The sequence below is a fragment of the Immundisolibacter sp. genome (assembly GCF_028696615.1).
GTDB lineage: Bacteria > Pseudomonadota > Gammaproteobacteria > Immundisolibacterales > Immundisolibacteraceae > Immundisolibacter.
Genome location: NZ_JAQVGQ010000039.1, coordinates 1 through 16,138, shown reverse-complemented (window position 1 = coordinate 16,138; position 16,138 = coordinate 1). Strand labels below are relative to the sequence as shown.

The 16,138-nt window shown below is 69.9% G+C and carries 15 protein-coding genes and 1 riboswitch; of the genes, 12 read left to right on the top strand and 3 right to left on the bottom strand.

All coding sequences use genetic code 11. The features are described 5' to 3' along the window. The 3 genes from PHC73_RS04405 to PHC73_RS04395 all read right to left on the bottom strand — a co-directional run. Window positions 1-650 (bottom strand): peptidogalycan biosysnthesis protein (locus tag PHC73_RS04405; protein WP_300124915.1); only part of this gene is annotated, 650 nt, incomplete at its 3' end. Window positions 651-732: 82 nt separating this feature from the next. After that, window positions 733-3,297, bottom strand: a complete 2,565-nt coding sequence (locus PHC73_RS04400; protein ID WP_300124912.1) for an MtrB/PioB family outer membrane beta-barrel protein — start codon at window positions 3,295-3,297, stop codon at window positions 733-735. Between the two features lie 13 nt (window positions 3,298-3,310). After that, a complete protein-coding gene (locus tag PHC73_RS04395; RefSeq protein ID WP_300124909.1) occupies window positions 3,311-4,273 on the bottom strand; it encodes a DmsE family decaheme c-type cytochrome in 963 nt (320 codons plus the stop codon). 331 nt (window positions 4,274-4,604) lie between these two features. Continuing rightward, window positions 4,605-4,670, top strand: a riboswitch (S-adenosyl-L-homocysteine riboswitch). A 70-nt stretch (window positions 4,671-4,740) separates the two neighbouring features. Between PHC73_RS04395 and ahcY the strand changes: the two genes are divergently transcribed. The 12 genes from ahcY to PHC73_RS04335 all read left to right on the top strand — a co-directional run bounded on the left by ahcY (window position 4,741) and on the right by PHC73_RS04335 (window position 15,947). Continuing rightward, the gene (ahcY, locus tag PHC73_RS04390; protein ID WP_300124907.1) at window positions 4,741-6,144 is read left to right on the top strand and encodes an adenosylhomocysteinase; all 1,404 of its coding nucleotides are present in this window, start codon (window positions 4,741-4,743) and stop codon (window positions 6,142-6,144) included. An 8-nt stretch (window positions 6,145-6,152) separates the two neighbouring features. Beyond that, window positions 6,153-7,001, top strand: a complete 849-nt coding sequence (gene metF / locus PHC73_RS04385; protein WP_300124905.1) for a methylenetetrahydrofolate reductase [NAD(P)H] — start codon at window positions 6,153-6,155, stop codon at window positions 6,999-7,001. A gap of 45 nt (window positions 7,002-7,046) precedes the next feature. Further along, entirely contained in the window at window positions 7,047-7,610 is a 564-nt protein-coding gene (locus tag PHC73_RS04380; protein WP_300124902.1) for a YqgE/AlgH family protein, read from the top strand. Next, window positions 7,607-8,023 carry a Holliday junction resolvase RuvX gene (ruvX, locus tag PHC73_RS04375; protein WP_300124900.1) on the top strand — a complete coding sequence of 139 codons (417 nt, stop codon included), beginning with the start codon at window positions 7,607-7,609 and terminating at the stop codon, window positions 8,021-8,023. Before PHC73_RS04380 ends, ruvX begins: the two co-directional genes overlap by 4 nt. Further along, window positions 8,004-8,498, top strand: a complete 495-nt coding sequence (gene pyrR / locus PHC73_RS04370) for a bifunctional pyr operon transcriptional regulator/uracil phosphoribosyltransferase PyrR (protein ID WP_300124898.1) — start codon at window positions 8,004-8,006, stop codon at window positions 8,496-8,498. The genes ruvX and pyrR overlap by 20 nt, the downstream gene beginning before the upstream one ends. After that, complete coding sequence (locus PHC73_RS04365; protein ID WP_300124896.1) at window positions 8,495-9,490, top strand: aspartate carbamoyltransferase catalytic subunit; 996 nt, start codon at window positions 8,495-8,497, stop codon at window positions 9,488-9,490. Before pyrR ends, PHC73_RS04365 begins: the two co-directional genes overlap by 4 nt. Continuing rightward, entirely contained in the window at window positions 9,483-10,769 is a 1,287-nt protein-coding gene (locus PHC73_RS04360) for an amidohydrolase family protein (protein WP_300124894.1), read from the top strand. Before PHC73_RS04365 ends, PHC73_RS04360 begins: the two co-directional genes overlap by 8 nt. Continuing rightward, the gene (locus tag PHC73_RS04355; RefSeq protein ID WP_300124892.1) at window positions 10,759-11,655 is read left to right on the top strand and encodes a dihydroorotate dehydrogenase electron transfer subunit; all 897 of its coding nucleotides are present in this window, start codon (window positions 10,759-10,761) and stop codon (window positions 11,653-11,655) included. Before PHC73_RS04360 ends, PHC73_RS04355 begins: the two co-directional genes overlap by 11 nt. 72 nt (window positions 11,656-11,727) lie before the next feature. Continuing rightward, window positions 11,728-12,411, top strand: coding sequence for a dienelactone hydrolase family protein (locus PHC73_RS04350; RefSeq protein ID WP_300124890.1), 684 nt, complete (start codon window positions 11,728-11,730; stop codon window positions 12,409-12,411). Window positions 12,412-12,498: 87 nt separating this feature from the next. Further along, window positions 12,499-13,188, top strand: coding sequence for a phosphate regulon transcriptional regulator PhoB (gene phoB / locus PHC73_RS04345; RefSeq protein WP_300124887.1), 690 nt, complete (start codon window positions 12,499-12,501; stop codon window positions 13,186-13,188). Between the two features lie 21 nt (window positions 13,189-13,209). Next, window positions 13,210-14,514 (top strand): phosphate regulon sensor histidine kinase PhoR, encoded by a 1,305-nt coding sequence (gene phoR / locus PHC73_RS04340; protein WP_300124884.1) that lies wholly within the window; start codon window positions 13,210-13,212, stop codon window positions 14,512-14,514. A gap of 152 nt (window positions 14,515-14,666) precedes the next feature. Continuing rightward, window positions 14,667-15,947, top strand: coding sequence for a putative porin (locus tag PHC73_RS04335; protein ID WP_300124881.1), 1,281 nt, complete (start codon window positions 14,667-14,669; stop codon window positions 15,945-15,947). Window positions 15,948-16,138: the final 191 nt, after the last annotated feature.

Genomic DNA, 16,138 nt, shown 5'->3' with positions numbered 1-16,138 from the left:
CCCGGCACCACGCGCAGCGCGATGCCGGCCTCGGCCACCTGCCGGCGCTCGCGGCGCACCTTTTTGCGCTTCTCGGCGGTGAGGGCGGCGAGGTAATCGTCGAAACTGCCGTAGCCGCGGTTCTCCCAGTGGAACTGGTAGCCGCTGCGGCGCAGCCAGGTCGGGCCTTCCAGCGCGTTGGTTTGGCGATCGGGCGTGAACAGCCAGTGCACCGAGGATGCCCGCAGGGCCCGGGCGCGCTCGATCAGCGCCCGGCCGGCCATGGCCAGCAATTGGGCGCCATCCGTCCCCGGCGCGATGAGCAGGCGCGGCCCGGTCACCGGCGTGAACGGCACCGCCACCACCAGCTTGGGGTAGTAGCGCAGCCCGACGCGCTGGTAGGCGTTGGCCCAGGCCCAGTCGAACACGTACTCGCCGTAGGAATGGTCCTTGGCGTACACGGGCGCGGCGGCCAGCAGCCGGCCGTCCTGCTCGATCAGCAGGTGCTGACCATGCCAGCCGGAGCGTCCGCCCACGCAGCCGGTTTCCTCCAGCGCCCGCAAAAAGGCGTGGCGCAGGAACGGGTTGCCGTTGGTCTCGAGGGCGTCCCAAGCCGCCGCCGGGACGGCGTGCAAACTGTCTACGAAACGGATGTTCAAGCGGGCAGGCACGGGGCGGTTCGCTTCGGCTGCAGGAACCGCAAGGGTACCTCCCGGACGCCGCCGGCTCGACAGCGGCGCCGCTGCCGCCGGATCAGAACTGATACTGCACGAACACGCCGATCAGGTGCGCGGCGTAATCCTCGGGACCGTCGTCGAGGTACAGCACGCGGTTGGTGATCTGGTCGTTGCTGAGGCCAAGGTAGTGCCAGTCGCTGATGTTGACCGCCTGATAGCGGTGATAGAGGCGCACCGCGGTGCGCTCGTTCACGGTGAACTTGACGCTGGTCTCCAGCCAGTGCTCGATGTCGTGCAGGTCCGGGAAGGCGTTGTCGGTCGGTGCCGGGCCTTCCTGGGTGGACAGCGCGCCGGCACTGGCCATGCGCGTGTCGGTCTCGCCGCGGCCGTAGCTGAAGGTGTAGTTGCTCTCGAGGGTCACGCGGCGGCTGAGCTGCCAGTTCAGCCCCAGGCCGAACAGGTGGTTGGTTTCCCGGCTGTATTCCCACCAGGCGTTGCCGAGCGGGTAGATGATGCCGCCGGCGTTGGGGTCGGTGCTGGTGCCCAGCGTCAGCGGGTCGTCGTTGATGTTGGCCTGCTTGCTCTTGCCGCGCTCGTAGCCGTAGAAAGCGAACACATTGGCGGTGGCCCGGGGCTGCCAGCTCCATTCCACGTTGGCGCGCCGGTAGCGGCGGCCGTCGAGGCCGTAGCGGGCGTCGTAGTCGTTGTCCTCGGTGGTGGCGCTCAGCGCCAGGTCCATGCCTTCGCGCAGGATGAAATTCAGGCGGCCGTTGAATTTCTGCTGATCGCGTTCGGCCAGGTCGTACTTGCGCAGCTGCGCCAGCGTGTGCGGGAAGATCGGCTCCAGCGCTCCAGGCAGGGAACTGGTGTAGAAATCCTCGTAGGGGTTGAACTCATAGCCGTCGCCGCGCCGGCGCGCGTACTCGTACGACAGGCGCAGCGTGGCGCGGGCAAAGCCGCGGTTCACGTAGGCCAGGCGCCAGCGGTCCTCGTCGGTGTCGTCGTACTCGCGATCGTCACGCGCATAGCGCTCGCGCCCGTAGCGCATCTCGAGCGTGCTGGCGCCGGTGAGCCGGTAGTCGGCGAACAGGTCGCCGTTGTAGCGCTGATAAGAAAACGGGATGCTGCGGTAGTGCCAGGCGGCGGGCGACAGCGGATCCCAGATGCCGATCTCGCCCGGCACCGAGTTGCCCATCGCACCATCGAGCGCCACGTAGCCGTACTGGCCGGTCTGCGGGTTGTAGGCGGTATAGCGGGTGCGGTTGTCCTGCTCGAAATACTTGAGCTCGCCACCCACGCGCAGGCGCCGCGCCGGGCGCAGGTTGATGCCGAGCTGGCCCTGGATGTTGCGGATGTCGGCGTCGGCCGAGTCGCGCGGCAGCGCCGCGGTGGTGTTCCACAGGTCGAAATTCACCGGCGCGATGAAGGTGCCGCCCATGCCGCTGTTGACGGTGGGCGGCAGCAGGTCGTCGTCCTGGCGCATCACGCTGTAGGAGGCGCTCGAGGTCAGTTGCCCCTGCAGCGGCAGCGTGTGGGCGAAGTCGAGTTTCAGGTTGTGGTAGCTGTTGTCCGGCGACAGCGCGAAGCGCCCCTGCGGCACCGCAAAGGCCGGCACGCCGGCGCCGATGGGCGGCGGCGGTTCCAGCACGCTGCCCAGGTGAAACGGGTTGTCGAAGGTGAGCGAGTCGGTGTCGTTGCGAAACAGCGAGCCGGTGTAGGTGAGGTTGAGCTGGTAGGCGCGCTCGGCGAACTTGAGTCCGGCCGAGAAATCGTGCGTGGTGTAGTCGATCGGCTCGGCGGTCTCGCTGACGCCGCCGATCATGCCGGCCGGCCCCAGCGACAGCGGAAAGAAAAACCCGCCACCGAACGGCCGCGTGCCGTCACGCTTTTCGAGGCTGTAACGGGCGAACAGCGCGAGCTTGTCGGACGGCGTCAGGTCCAGGTCCAGCCGGCCGGTGTTGCGCTGCAGGCCAAGGCGCAGCTCGGACGCGCTTTGTGCCAGCGCGGCGGCGATGGCGCTTTCGGTGTTGTCGCCGGGCGTGAGGCCCGGCGGCAGCGTCAGCCGGCCGCTGCCGACGCCCTGGTAGAGCGTGTGCGCGTCGCGCGTGAACTGGTGCGGGATGCCGTCGTAGCGGGCAGTGACGCGAAAATCGCCGTAACGGCCGCCCTGCGCGGCCCAGTACTGATCGGCCCGCCCCAGCGCGCCGCCGGAGACGTCCAGATACCGGCCCTGCTGCGGGTTCCACAGCGACAGGCGCAGCGAATTGATGAACGCGCCGTCGTCGTAATCGAAATACTCGCCGAAGCGGGCGTCGGGCTCGCCGCCGCCGTCGCGAAACAGCCCGCCGGCCTCCACCGCCAGATAGCGCTGCCAACCGTTGCCCATGTCGGTGTAGGTCGGGCCGCGATCAGGCACCGTATACAGGATGCCGCTGGGCGTGTGGCGTGGCGTGTCGCGCCAGTAGCTCATGCCCTTGGGGTCCTTGTCGCCCTTGCGCGTGAGGTCGGCGCCGGTCGGGTTCAGCACGTTGCCGCCCGGCGTGCCCTGCGAGGCTACGCCGGCCAGCGCCGGGCCGGCAGCCAGCGCGAGGGTGACGGCCAGCAGCGTCAGGCGGTCGTTGCAACGGGCGGTTCGGCACATGGGACACCTCCCATCAACGGTGGAAGCGCACCCCGGAGGGGTGGTTCGAGCCATGGATCTGGGTGTGGCAGGACAGACAGGCACGCGACATCAGGCGCACCGAGGCGGCGTTGCCGTCGGCCAGGTTGCCGCCGGTCAGCAGGTCGTTCGGGTGGCGCACCGAGGTGTGGCACTGCTGGCACAGGAACGGCCGCGCGGTGACCAGCAGCTTGTCGTGGTTCGAGCCGTGCGGGTTGTGGCAGTTCAGGCAGTTCTCGCGCACCGGCGCGTGTTCCCACAGGAACGGCCCGCGCTTTTCGGCGTGGCACTGGTAGCACAGCTGGTTGACGCTGTCGGCGCGCAGCAGCGGATCGGTGGTGGAGCCGTGCGGGTTGTGGCAATCCACGCACGACAGCTTGCCCTCGAGCAGCGGCATGTGCGAGCGCTTGCGAAACTCGGCGCGCTTGTCCTGATGGCAGGAAAAACAGGTGTCGTTGATGGACTTGCCGCGCTCCAGGCGCGTCGCCGACACGTTGGCCATCGGGTTGTGGCAGTCGCTGCAGGCCAGGTCCTGCATCTCGTGCACCGAGCCGTGCCAGAACATGCGCTCGCCGCCGGTGTGGCACTGCAGGCAGGCTTTGTTCTGCTCGGCCGGTGGCAAGCCGCCTTCGCGCGTGAAGGCGATGATGTTCTTGGAACTGGGGTTTTGCGCGTGGGCGGAGCCCGGGCCGTGGCAGGATTCGCAGCCGCGCGCCTCGAGTTCGTTGCGCGGATTGCTGGCGAACAGGCGCGAGTGCGTGGTGTGGATGAAATGGCTGGTCTCGAGCCGGTGGCAGGTCTCGCACTGCGCCTGCCCGACATAGGTGGCCCCGGCCACGGCGCTTGGCGGGGTGGCCGGCTGCGCCTGTTGCAGCGGCGTCGACTTGCGGTCGGCGCAGCCGGCCAGCATCGCCAGCGCCAGCCCTACCAGCGTCAGCGCGCCCAGGCGTTTGTTCATGCCCGCCTCCCTTGTGAAACGGTCGCTGTCGCAGCTTGTCGATTCCGCAGCGCCCGGCATGCCTGAGCCGTCGCTGGCTGATCGATCGTTTGGATTGCTTGTTAAGCCAATATCGGCACAGTGTCAAGTGGGGCGACGCGGCAGGTCGCTCGTGGGCCGCCGACTTGATTTCAGCGGTTCGGTCGGGGCAGGAAGCCACGGCCAGGATTCATGGATAAGCCCTGGGGTAAGCCCTGGATTTCAGTGAGCGCTGCGCGGGCGCGGCGCTTGCCGCAGCGAGCGGAAATAATTCCATGGATGGAATTTTTTCCGCATTTCCCTAGAATCGCCGCCACCTGAGGAGCGCTGCAACGGGTTTCCCCGCCAGGCTCAGGCCGTCCAACCGCGCTCGCCACCCCTGCAACCGCGGCGGCAGCGAGCACCTTGAGCGCCCCGCCCGGTCGCCCGAATCCACGAGGAGTGACCGCGTGAACGCCATCCAAAAACCGCACGACTGCCTGGTCGCCGATCTCGGTCTGGCCGACTGGGGCCGCAAGGAAATCGCCATCGCCGAGAGCGAAATGCCGGGCCTGATGGCGATCCGCGCCGAGTACGCCGCCAGCCAACCGCTCGCGGGCGCGCGCATCGCCGGCTCGCTGCACATGACCATCCAGACCGCGGTGCTGATCGAGACCCTGCAGGCGCTGGGCGCGCAGGTGCGCTGGGCGTCGTGCAACATCTTCTCGACGCAAGACCACGCCGCCGCGGCCATCGCCGCCGCCGGCACGCCGGTGTTCGCCGTCAAGGGCGAGACGCTGGCCGAGTACTGGGCCTACACGCACCGCATCTTCGAGTTCGAGGGCGGCGCCAACATGATTCTCGACGACGGCGGCGATGCCACGCTGCTGCTGATCCTGGGCGCGCGCGCCGAGCAGGACCCGTCGGTGATCGGCAAGCCCGAGAACGACGAAGAGGTGGCCCTTTACGCCGCCATCCGCGAGCGCCTGGCGGTCGATCCGACCTGGTACAGCCGTCAGCTCGCCGGCATCCGCGGCGTGACGGAGGAGACCACCACCGGCGTCAAGCGCCTGTACCAGATGGCCGCCGAGGGCCGGTTGCCGTTCCCGGCCATCAACGTCAACGACTCGGTCACCAAGAGCAAGTTCGACAACCTGTACGGCTGCCGCGAGTCGCTGGTGGACGGCATCAAGCGCGCCACGGATGTGATGATCGCCGGCAAGATCGCCGTGGTGGCCGGCTACGGCGACGTCGGCAAGGGCTGCGCGCAGTCGCTGCGCGGCCTGGGTGCCACGGTCTGGGTGACCGAGATCGACCCCATCTGCGCGCTGCAGGCGGCCATGGAGGGCTACCGCGTGGTGACCATGGAAGACGCCGCGCCGCTGGCCGACATCTTCGTCACCGCCACCGGCAACGTGGACGTGATCACCCACGACCACATGGCGGCCATGAAAAACCAGGCCATCGTGTGCAATATCGGGCATTTCGATTCCGAGATCGACGTCGCCTCGCTGCGCCGCTACACCTGGGAGAACATCAAGCCGCAGGTCGATCACGTCATCTTCCCGGACGGCAAGCGCCTGATCCTGCTGGCCGAGGGCCGGCTGGTGAACCTGGGCTGCGCCACCGGGCACCCGAGCTTCGTGATGTCGAATTCCTTCACCAACCAGGTGTTGGCGCAGATCGAGCTGTTCGGTCACGGCGAGCGCTACGGCAAGCAGGTGTACGTGCTGCCCAAGCACCTGGACGAGAAGGTCGCCTCGCTGCATCTGGGGCGCATTGGCGCCAGGCTCACGCGCCTGACCGACAAGCAGGCGGCATACCTGGGACTCTCGCAAGACGGGCCGTTCAAGCCCGAGCACTACCGCTACTGAGGCGTGCCGTGAGCCGCGCCGGCAGTTTCAGCTTCGAGTTCTTCCCGCCGCGCAGCGAGGAGGCCGCTGCGCGCTTCGACGAGGCGCGCCACGCGCTGCTGGCGCTCGCGCCGGACTATGTGTCGGTCACCTTCGGCGCAGGCGGCAGCACGCGTGATCTGACGCTCGACACCGTCGCCGCCTTGCAAAAAGATGGCGGCGTGCCGGTGGCGCCGCACATCTCGTGCATCGGCGCCACCGCGGCCAGCCTTCGCGAGCTGCTGGAGGCGTATCGCGCGCTCGGCATCCGCCGCCTGGTGGCGCTGCGCGGCGATCTGCCGTCCGGCATGGGCGATGCGCCGGGTGAGTTCCGCTACGCGAGTGATCTGGTCGCCTTCATCCGCCGCGAGACCGGCGACTGGTTTCACCTCGAAGTCGCGGCCTACCCGGAGGTGCACCCGCAGGCGCGCGGCGCCCGCGCCGATCTCGACGCCTTCGTGCGCAAGCTGCGCGCCGGCGCGGATGGCGCCATCACGCAGTATTTTTTCAACGCCGACGCGTACTTCTACTTCTGCGACGCGGCCAAGGCGGCCGGCGTCGCGGTGCCGATCGTGCCGGGCGTGATGCCGATCACCAACTACACGCAGCTGGCGCGCTTCTCCGCCGCCTGCGGGGCGGAGATTCCGCGCTGGCTGGCGCGCCGGTTGGAGGACTTCGGCGACGACCTCGACGGCCTGCGCGCGTTCGGCTTCGAGGTGACGCTCGCGCTGTGCCGGCGGTTGCTCGACGGCGGCGCGCCGGGCCTGCACTTCTACACCCTGAACCGTGCCGAGCCGACGGCGGCGCTGTGGCGGGCCCTGGGCTTACACCAGCGCTGAGCGCGCCCGGGGTTTGCGGCCCGGGGCCGCTGCTAGAATGCCGCCATGGCCGAACTCCTGGACCTCAGCCACCATTTGCTGATCGCCATGCCGGCGCTGGCGGACGACAACTTTCGCCACAGCGTCACCTATATCTGTGAGCACGGCGAGCACGGCGCGCTGGGCGTGGTCGTGAACCGGCCGCTCACCGTCACGCTCGGCGACCTGCTGGCGCAGGTGGGCCTGCAGCCCGCCAGCGATGTCATCGCCGGCCAGCCGGTGTACGGCGGCGGTCCGGTGCAGCCGAATGCCTGCCTGATCCTGCACCGCCCGCTCGGGCAGTGGAATTCCAGCCTGCCGGTGACCGACGAGATCGGCCTCACCGGCTCGCTGGACCTGCTGACCGCCATCGCCCGTGGCGAGGGTCCGGATGATTTTCTGGTCTGCTTGGGCTACGCCGGTTGGGGCGCCGGGCAGCTCGAACAGGAGCTGGCCGACAACGCCTGGCTGACTGCACCCGCCCGCCTGGATGTGTTGTTCGAACTGCCGGTGGAGCGGCGTTGGCGCGCCGCGGCGGCGTCGATCGGCGTCGACCTCGACCTGCTGCCGCATCGCGCAGGCCACGCGTGAGCGGCATCGTGCTCGGCTTCGACTACGGCCAAAAGCGCGTCGGCGTCGCCAGCGGACAGACGCTGACCGGCACCGCCACGCCGCTGGCCACGCTGCAGAACCCGCAGCTCGCCGGCTGGGGCCAGATCGACGCCGTGCTCGCCGAGTGGCGGCCGGCGCAGCTGGTGGTGGGCCTGCCGCTGGCTGCCGACGGCAGCGACACCACCGTGAGTTCTGCGGCGCGGCGCTTTGCCGCCGAGCTTGGCGCGCGCAGCGGCCTGCCGGTGGCGCTGATCGACGAGCGCCTGTCCTCGCACGAGGCCGAGGCGCGCCTGCTGGCCGACGGCCGGCGCCACGCGGCGGTGCGCCGCACGCGCGATGCCGTGGCCGCCGCCGTCATCGTGGAGACCTGGCTTGCCGAGCAGCGTCACTGATAGCGCACTCGCCGCAGCGCTGGAGCGCCTGGCGGCGGACTGCGCGGCGCTCGCGCTGCCCGATCCGCTGCTGGTCGGTATCGAGACCGGCGGCGTGTGGCTGGCGCGCTGGCTGCACGAGCGGCTGCACGCGACGGCGCCGCTGGCCAGCCTCGACCCCGGTTTTTACCGTGACGACCTGCGCCTGGGTGGTCTCAAGGGGCAGGTGCGCCCCTCGCAGCTGCCGCCCAGCATCGACGATCGGCACATCCTGCTGGTGGACGACGTGTTGCACACCGGGCGCACCGTGCAGGCGGCACTGCGCGAGCTGTTCGACTTCGGCCGCCCGGCCTGCGTGCGCCTGGCGGTGCTGGTCGACCGCGGCGGGCGCGAGCTGCCGGTGTGTGCGGACGCGGTCGGCCTGCGCCTGCAGGTGCCCGCGGGGCAGCGGCTGCGCGTGAGCGGTCCCGATCCGCTGCGCCTGCAGGTGGCATGAGCGCGCTGGCCGGTCTCGGCGAGCGCCTGGGCGCCATCCAGTACGACGGCCAGGGCCGCCTGCGGCATCTGCTGACGCTGGAGGGCCTGCGGCGCGACACGCTGGAGGACCTGTTCACGCTGGCCGACTCGCTGGTCGAGGTCGGCACGCGGGCGGTCAAGAACGTGCCATTGCTGCGCGGCAAGACCGTGGTGCTGCTGTTCTTCGAGGCCTCGACGCGCACGCGCACCACGTTCGAGATCGCCGCCAAGCGCCTGTCGGCGGACGTGGTGACGCTGGACGTGCCGGCCTCGTCCACGGCCAAGGGCGAAAGCCTGCTCGACACCATCGCCAACCTGCAGGCCATGCAGACCGACGCCTTCGTCATGCGCCACGCGGACAGCGGCGCGGCGCACTTGGTGGCCGCGCACGTGGCGCCGCAGGTAGCGGTGGTCAACGCCGGCGACGGCTGCCACGCCCACCCGACCCAGGCGCTGCTGGATCTGTACACCATCCGCCAGCAGCGCGGCGGCCTGGACGGGCTTAAGGTGGCCATCGTCGGCGACGTGCTGCACTCGCGCGTGGCGCGCTCGCAGCTGGTCGGCCTGCGCCTGCTCGGCGTGACGGACATTCGCCTGGTCGGACCGGCCACATTGGTGCCGCAGCGCCTTTCGGCGCTCGGCGCGCGCGTCTGCCACGACCCGCGCGAGGGGCTCGACGGCGTCGACGTGGTGATGATGCTGCGCCTGCAACGCGAGCGCATGGCCGGCGGCTTCGTGCCGTCCGACCGCGAATACTTCGAGCTGTACGGCCTCACCGAACGGGCGCTGGCGGCGGCGCACCCGGACGCGCTCGTCATGCACCCGGGGCCGATCAACCGCGGCGTGGAGATCGCGTCCGCGGTGGCCGACGGCAGGCGCTCGCTGATCCTGCCGCAGGTGACCAACGGCATCGCCATCCGCATGGCGGTGCTGGCGCAGACCGTCGGCCGGGGGGCGGATGCCGATGGCTGAACACACGCGCGTGACCCTGCGCGGCGGCCGCGTCCTGGATCCTGCCGGTCGGCTCGACGCGGTGCTCGACGTGCACATCGACGGCGGGCGCATCATCGGCCTTGGCGCCGCGCCGGACGGCGCGGCGGGCGACATCATCGACGTGCGCGGCTGCTGGGTGCTGCCGGGGCTGGTGGACCTGTCCGGCCAGGTCGGCAGCCCGGATGCCTTGGCGCAGCGCGAGCTGCTGGCCGCGGCGGCCGGCGGCATCACCCAGCTCGCGGTGCCGCCGCGCGCCGATGCGGGGCTCGACAACCCGGCGGTGGTCGGCCGCTTGCGCGACGGCGCGGCGGCGTTGGGTCTGGTGCGTCTTGCGCCGATCGGCGCACTGACGGCGGGGCTCGGCGGCGAGCAGCTCGCCGAGCTCGGCCTGCTGCGCCGCGCCGGCTGCCGGCTGGTCGGCCAGGGCGGGCGGCCGATCGGCGCGCGAGTGCTGCGCCGCGCCTTCGAGTACGCGCGCGGGCATGACCTCACCGTGGTGGTCGATGCCGAGGACGCCGAGCTCGCCGCCGGCGGCTGCATGCACGAGGGCGCGGTCGCGGCCCAGCTCGGCCTCACCGGCATTCCGGTGGCGGCCGAAGTGGCGGCACTGTCGCAGGCGCTGGCGCTGGCCACCACCTGCGACACGCGCATCCATGTGCACGGCCTGTCGAGCGCGGCCGGTGTGGCGCTGCTGCGTGCCGCCAAAGCGGCCGGCCTGCCGGTGACGGCCGCGACGCCGGTATGGAATCTGCACTACACCGACCTCGACATCGGCGCCTACGACCCGGCGTTTCACCTGCGCCCGCCGCTGCGTGAGCCGGGCGACCGGGCGGCGCTGCGCGAGGCGCTGGCCGACGGCACGCTGGATGCCGTCTGCTCCGATCACCGGCCATTCGACGGCGAGGCCAAGCGCCAGCCATTCGCGCGCACGGCGGCCGGCGTGGCCGGCTTCGAGGCATTGCTGCCGCTGGTGCTGGATCTGGCGCACGGCGGCGGCGTGCCGCTGGCGCGGGCACTGGCCGCGCTCACCTGCGGCCCGGCGGCGGTGCTCGGCGGCGGCGGCCGCCTCGCCGTGGGGGCGCTGGCCGACGTGTGTGTGGTGGAACCGGACCGCGCCTGGACGGTGGGCGCCGACACCTGGCACAGCGCCGCCACCTGCACGCCGGTGTGGGGTCGCGCGCTGCGCGGGCGGGTGCGGCTCACGTTGCTCGGTGGGCGGGTGATTTACCGATTGCAGGAGCCGGGTGATGGCGGGTGAAGCGGGCGAGGTGGGCAGCATCCTGCTCGAGCAGGCGCGCGTCGACGCCAACGAGGCGCTACCGGGCGGGCATTTCCTGTTGCGTCTGGCGGCGCCGCAGATCGCCGCGCGCGCCCGGCCGGGGCAGTTCGTGCACCTGCGCTGCGGGCCGCAGCTGCCGCTGCGCCGGCCGCTGTCCATCCTGCGCGCCGCGCCCGGCGGCGAGCTCGAGCTGCTCTACAAGGCGGTCGGCGTCGGCACGCGCCTGCTGAGCACGCGCCGCGTCGGCGACACGCTCAGTGTGCTGGGTCCCATCGGCCGGCCGTTCGAGCCCGATCCCGCCCGCCCGCGCGTGCTCGCCATCGGCGGCGGCGTCGGCATGCCGCCGATGCTGTTCCTGGCGCAGACGCTGCGCCGCACGGCGTTTTCGCCGCTGCTGCTGCTGGGCTCGGAAGTGGCGTTCCCGTTCCAGCCCAGGCCTTCCGCGCTGCTGGTCGATGGCATGCCGGCCGGCACCATCGCCGCGCTGCCGCTGGCCGAGGATTGGGGCGTGCCGAGCCGCCTGGCGTCCGGGCAGGGCTTTGCCGGCTGCTTCGAGGGGCATGTCACGGATTTGGCCGATGCCTATCTGGCGACGCTCGACGCGCCGGCGCTCGGCCAGACGCAGATTGCCGCCTGCGGGCCCGCGCCCATGCTGCGCGCGGCCGCGGCGCTCGCGGCCCGTTACCGCTTGCCGGCGCAGTTGTGCCTGGAAGAGCATATGGCCTGCGGCGTCGGCGGCTGCGCCGGCTGCGTGGTGCCGCTGGCGACGGCGTCCGGTCCGGCCATGGCGCGGGTGTGCGTGGACGGGCCGGTGTTCGATGCGCAGGCCGTGTATCCCGAGTTTTTCGCGGCCACGGCCGTCTGACCAGGGTGGTCGACCGTTCTTTGGCCGCCGCCCGGCAGGGCCGCGCCCAATCCACTTCACAGGAGCACGCTCATGTCAGGCAAGGACATCACCATCCAAGGCGTTGATGGGCCGTTCTCGGCTTATCTGGCCACCGCCAACGGCCAGCCGGCCGGCAGCGTGGTGGTCATCCAGGAGATTTTCGGCGTCAACAGCCACATCCGTTCGGTGTGCGATCGGCTGGCGGCTGCCGGCTTCAACGCGCTGGCGCCGGACCTGTTCCACCGCAGCGAGCCCGGCGTGCAGCTCGGCTACGGCGAGGCGGATTTCCAGCGCGGCTTCGAGCTCATGCAGGCGCTCGACCATGCCAAGGCGCTGGCCGACATCGATGCCTGCATCAAGGACTTGCGCTCGCACGGCGGCAAGGTGGCGGTGCTCGGTTTCTGCATGGGCGGCCTGCTGGCCTACCGCAGCGCGGCGAACCTGAAGCCGGACGCGGCGATCGCCTACTACGGCGGCGGCATCGTCAACTTCCTGGACGAGGCCGGCAACATCGCCTGCCCGATCCAGTTCCATTTCGGCGAACGGGACCATTTCATTCCCATGACGGACGTGGACAAGATTCGCGCCGCCATCGCCTGCCTGAAAGAAACCGAGCTGTACGTCTACCCGGCCGATCACGGCTTCAACTGCGACCAGCGCGCCAGCTACGACGCCGCCTCGGCGGCGCTGGCCTGGCAGCGCAGCCTGGACTTCCTGCGCCGGCATCTGGCCTGAGGCACCGGAAGGCGGATTGTTACAGTCTGTCACCCGACTGCAACAAAGCTGTCGCCCAATACCGGCACCCAATACAGGCGGTTGCCCATGACGACACGCATACTCATCGTCGAAGACGAACCGGCCATTTGCGAGATGCTGACGTTCGCCCTCAGCGACAGCGGCTATCGCTGCGAGGTGGCCGGTGACGTGCGCCAGGCGCGCAGCCTGGTGGCCGACAGCAACCCGGATCTGGTGGTGCTGGACTGGATGCTGCCGGGCCAAAGCGGCATCGAGTTCGCGCGTGAGCTCAAACGCGATGCGGGCACGCGCGATATTCCGGTGATCATGTTGACCGCCCGTGCGCAGGAGGCGGACGTGGTCAGCGGCCTCGACGCCGGCGCCGACGACTACATCACCAAGCCGTTCTCGCCGCGGGAGCTCGCCGCCCGCATCAAGGCGGTGCTGCGCCGTGCCTCGCCGCATGCGGTCGGCGCGGAGCTGGAGGTCGACGGGCTGCGCCTGGACCCGGTCGGGCACCGGGTGCTGGCCGGCGAGACGGAGCTCAAGGTCGGCCCCACCGAATTTCGCCTGCTGCAGTTCCTGATGGCGCACCCGGAGCGGGTGTACAGCCGCAGTCAGCTCATCGATCAGGTGTGGGGGCGCAACGTTTACATAGAAGAGCGCACCGTGGACGTGCACGTGCGGCGCCTGCGCGAGGCGCTGGCGCCGGCCAGCAAGGACCGGCTGGTGCAGACCGTGCGCGGCGCCGGCTACCGGCTGTCGGCCAAAGACTGAACGGCAGTGGTTCGCGGAGCGGTGGCCGAATCCGTCCTCGGCGGCGGGCTGCTGGCCGCGGGGTGGTTGCTGGGCTGGGTTGGTGGCGATGCGGGTATCGGCGCTGGCATGGGTCTGCTGGCGTATTCCGGCTGGCATGTGCGCAACGTGCTGCGCCTGGCTGCCAGTCTGCGCGGGGATGGTGACCCGCCCGAGTCGATCGGCCTGTGGGGCGAGCTGTTCGAGCGCCTGTACCGGGCGCGGCGCGAGGCCACCGTGACGCGCCGGCGGCTGGCGCAGATCGTGCAGCGTTTCGAGGAGGCCAGCGCCGCATTGCCCGATGCGGCCGTGGCGCTCGGCGAGTTCGGCGCCATCGATTGGTGCAACGAGGCCGCGCAGCGCCTGCTCGGCCTGCGCATGCCGCGCGATCTGGGTCAGCGCATCACCAACGTGGTGCGCGATCCCATCTTTGCGCGCTACTTGGGCGGCGAAGGCGACCGTGTCGCCGGGGTGGAGTTCGAAGCGCCGCAGGGCGACGGATTGATCCTGCACGCCCGGCTCATCGACATCGGCACCCACCGGCGCCTGCTGGTGGTGCGCGACGTCACCCAGGCGCGGCGCCTGGAACAGGTGCGGCGTGATTTCGTCGCCAATGCCTCCCACGAGCTGCGCACGCCGCTGACGGTGGTGTACGGCTTTCTGGAAACCCTGGCCACCGATGCGGACGAGCTGCCGCCGCGCTGGCGCCGCCCGTTGGAGCTGATGACCCAGCAGACGCTGCGCATGCAGCGCATCGTCGACGACATGCTGATGCTGGCGCAGCTCGAGAGCGACGGTGCGCACGCCGAGAGCGACATCAACGTGCCGAACCTCTTGCAGCAGATCCGCAACGAGGCGATTGCGCTCAGCGGCGGCCGCCGACATCGGGTCGAGCTGGAGGTCGATCCACGGCTGTGGCTGCGCGGCAACGAGACCGAGCTGCGCAGTGCCTTCTCGAACCTGGTCGCCAATGCGGTGCAGCACACCCCGGATGGCACCCTCATTACCGTGCGCTGGCAGCTGCGCGACGGCCGCCCGGTGCTGGAGGTCGAGGACAATGGCGAGGGCATCGCGCCCGAACATTTGCCGCGCCTGTCCGAGCGGTTCTACCGCGTCGATGCCAGCCGCTCACGCGCCCGCGGCGGTACCGGCCTTGGCCTTGCCATCGTCAAACACGCGCTGGCGCGGCACGACGCCGAACTGCTCATCCGCAGCCAGGTGGGTGTTGGCAGCGCCTTCAGTTGCGTGTTTCCGGCGAGCGCCGCGCGCCGCCCGGCGCTCGCCGTCACAAACGCCGCCTCTGTGTAACGTTTCTGTAACTCCCGATCGTGACACTGCCGCCCCGTTGAGCGCGCGGCACGGTGCCGCACGCCGCGGCCGCCCGCCGGCGACGCCCGGCAGCGGCGGTTGCCCGTGGGGTGGCAACAGCGCCACCCCACCACACGCAGGGAGAAAACGCTATGCCTCGCATCACCGCCCGAACTGCCGGCCTGTGTGGCGGCCTGCTGCTGGCCGCGGCGCCGGCCTTCGCGGGCACCGTCGATCAGAAACTGCTCGACATGCTGTTGGCCAACGGCTCGATCACCGCCGCCCAGCATGCCGAGCTGTCCGGTGATCTCGCCAAGGAACAACAGGCGGCCGAGCGCGCCGACGCCAAAGTCGTCAAGAGCGACGACATGGTCGCCCTGCAGCAGAAGCTGGCCTGGGCCATGAACACCCAGATCAAGGGTGACGTGCGCGTGCGCTACGAGAACATCCACATCGAGGACGAACCGTCCGACGGTGGACGCGACAAAGACCGTCAGCGCATTCGCGCGCGCGTCGGCGCCTTCTCGAAAATCAACGACGAAGTCGATGCCGCCATCCAGGTCGCCTCCGGCGGCGGCAAGGATGCCCGCTCCACCAACCAGGATCTCGACGACTACTTCACCAAGAAGGACGTCTGGCTGGACCTGGCCTACATCGACTTTCATCCGCTGCAGGTGGCGGGCCTGAAGGTGGTCGGCGGCAAGATGAAGCAGCCGTGGGTGGCCTTGGGTGATGTGATCTGGGACGGCGACATCAATCCCGAGGGTGTCGCCGCCGCCTACAGCCGTAAATGGGGCATGACCGAGCTGTTCGGCAGCGCCGGCTACTTCGTGCTGGATGACAACGTCGACGGCGAGGGCGTGGAGTTCGAGCACGACCTGCGCCTGTACTCGGGGCAGATCGGCACGCGCTTTTACCCGGGCGACAGCTTCAAGGTCACTTTGGGTGGCAGCATCTATGCCTACGACAATGACGAGGACAGCCCGTCGGGCTCCGGTTTCCTGATCGCCAATGGCAACACCACGGACGAGTTCCGCCTGTACGAGGCCTTCGGCCAGGTCGACGTGATTGGCCTGCCGCTGCCGCTGTCGGTGTATGGCCAGTACGTGAAAAACGGCGCCGCGCGCGGCGTGGATGAGGACCAGGACCAGGCCTGGCTGGCGGGCTTCATGACGCGCCTATTCGACGTCGCGATCGACTACAACTACCGCGACGTGCAGCGCAATGGTGTGGTCGGCGGTTTCACCGACTCGGATTTCGCGGCCGGCTATGTCGGCTCGCGCGGACACAAGGTGAAGCTCAAGTACGACGTCAGCAAGAACTTCGCCGTCGGCGCCACTTACTTCATGGCCGAGTCGGATTTTGCCAGCCGCTTCAATCACGACGATGCCACCGTCAACACCCTGCAGGTGGATGTCGAGGCCAAGTTCTAAAACGGCCGTCTCCCGAACGTCATGCTCGCGGCGCACACTGCGCCGCGAGCGGACGATCCGACGCCCTGTCACCCAAGCTCAAGGAGTGTTCACCATGAAGTACGTTCCCGATTCCCTGAAGGCGGCCGCGCGGGCGGTCGGCCTGGCTGGCGTGTTCGGTGCCGGTCTGCTGGCCAGCGCCCAGGCCGCCG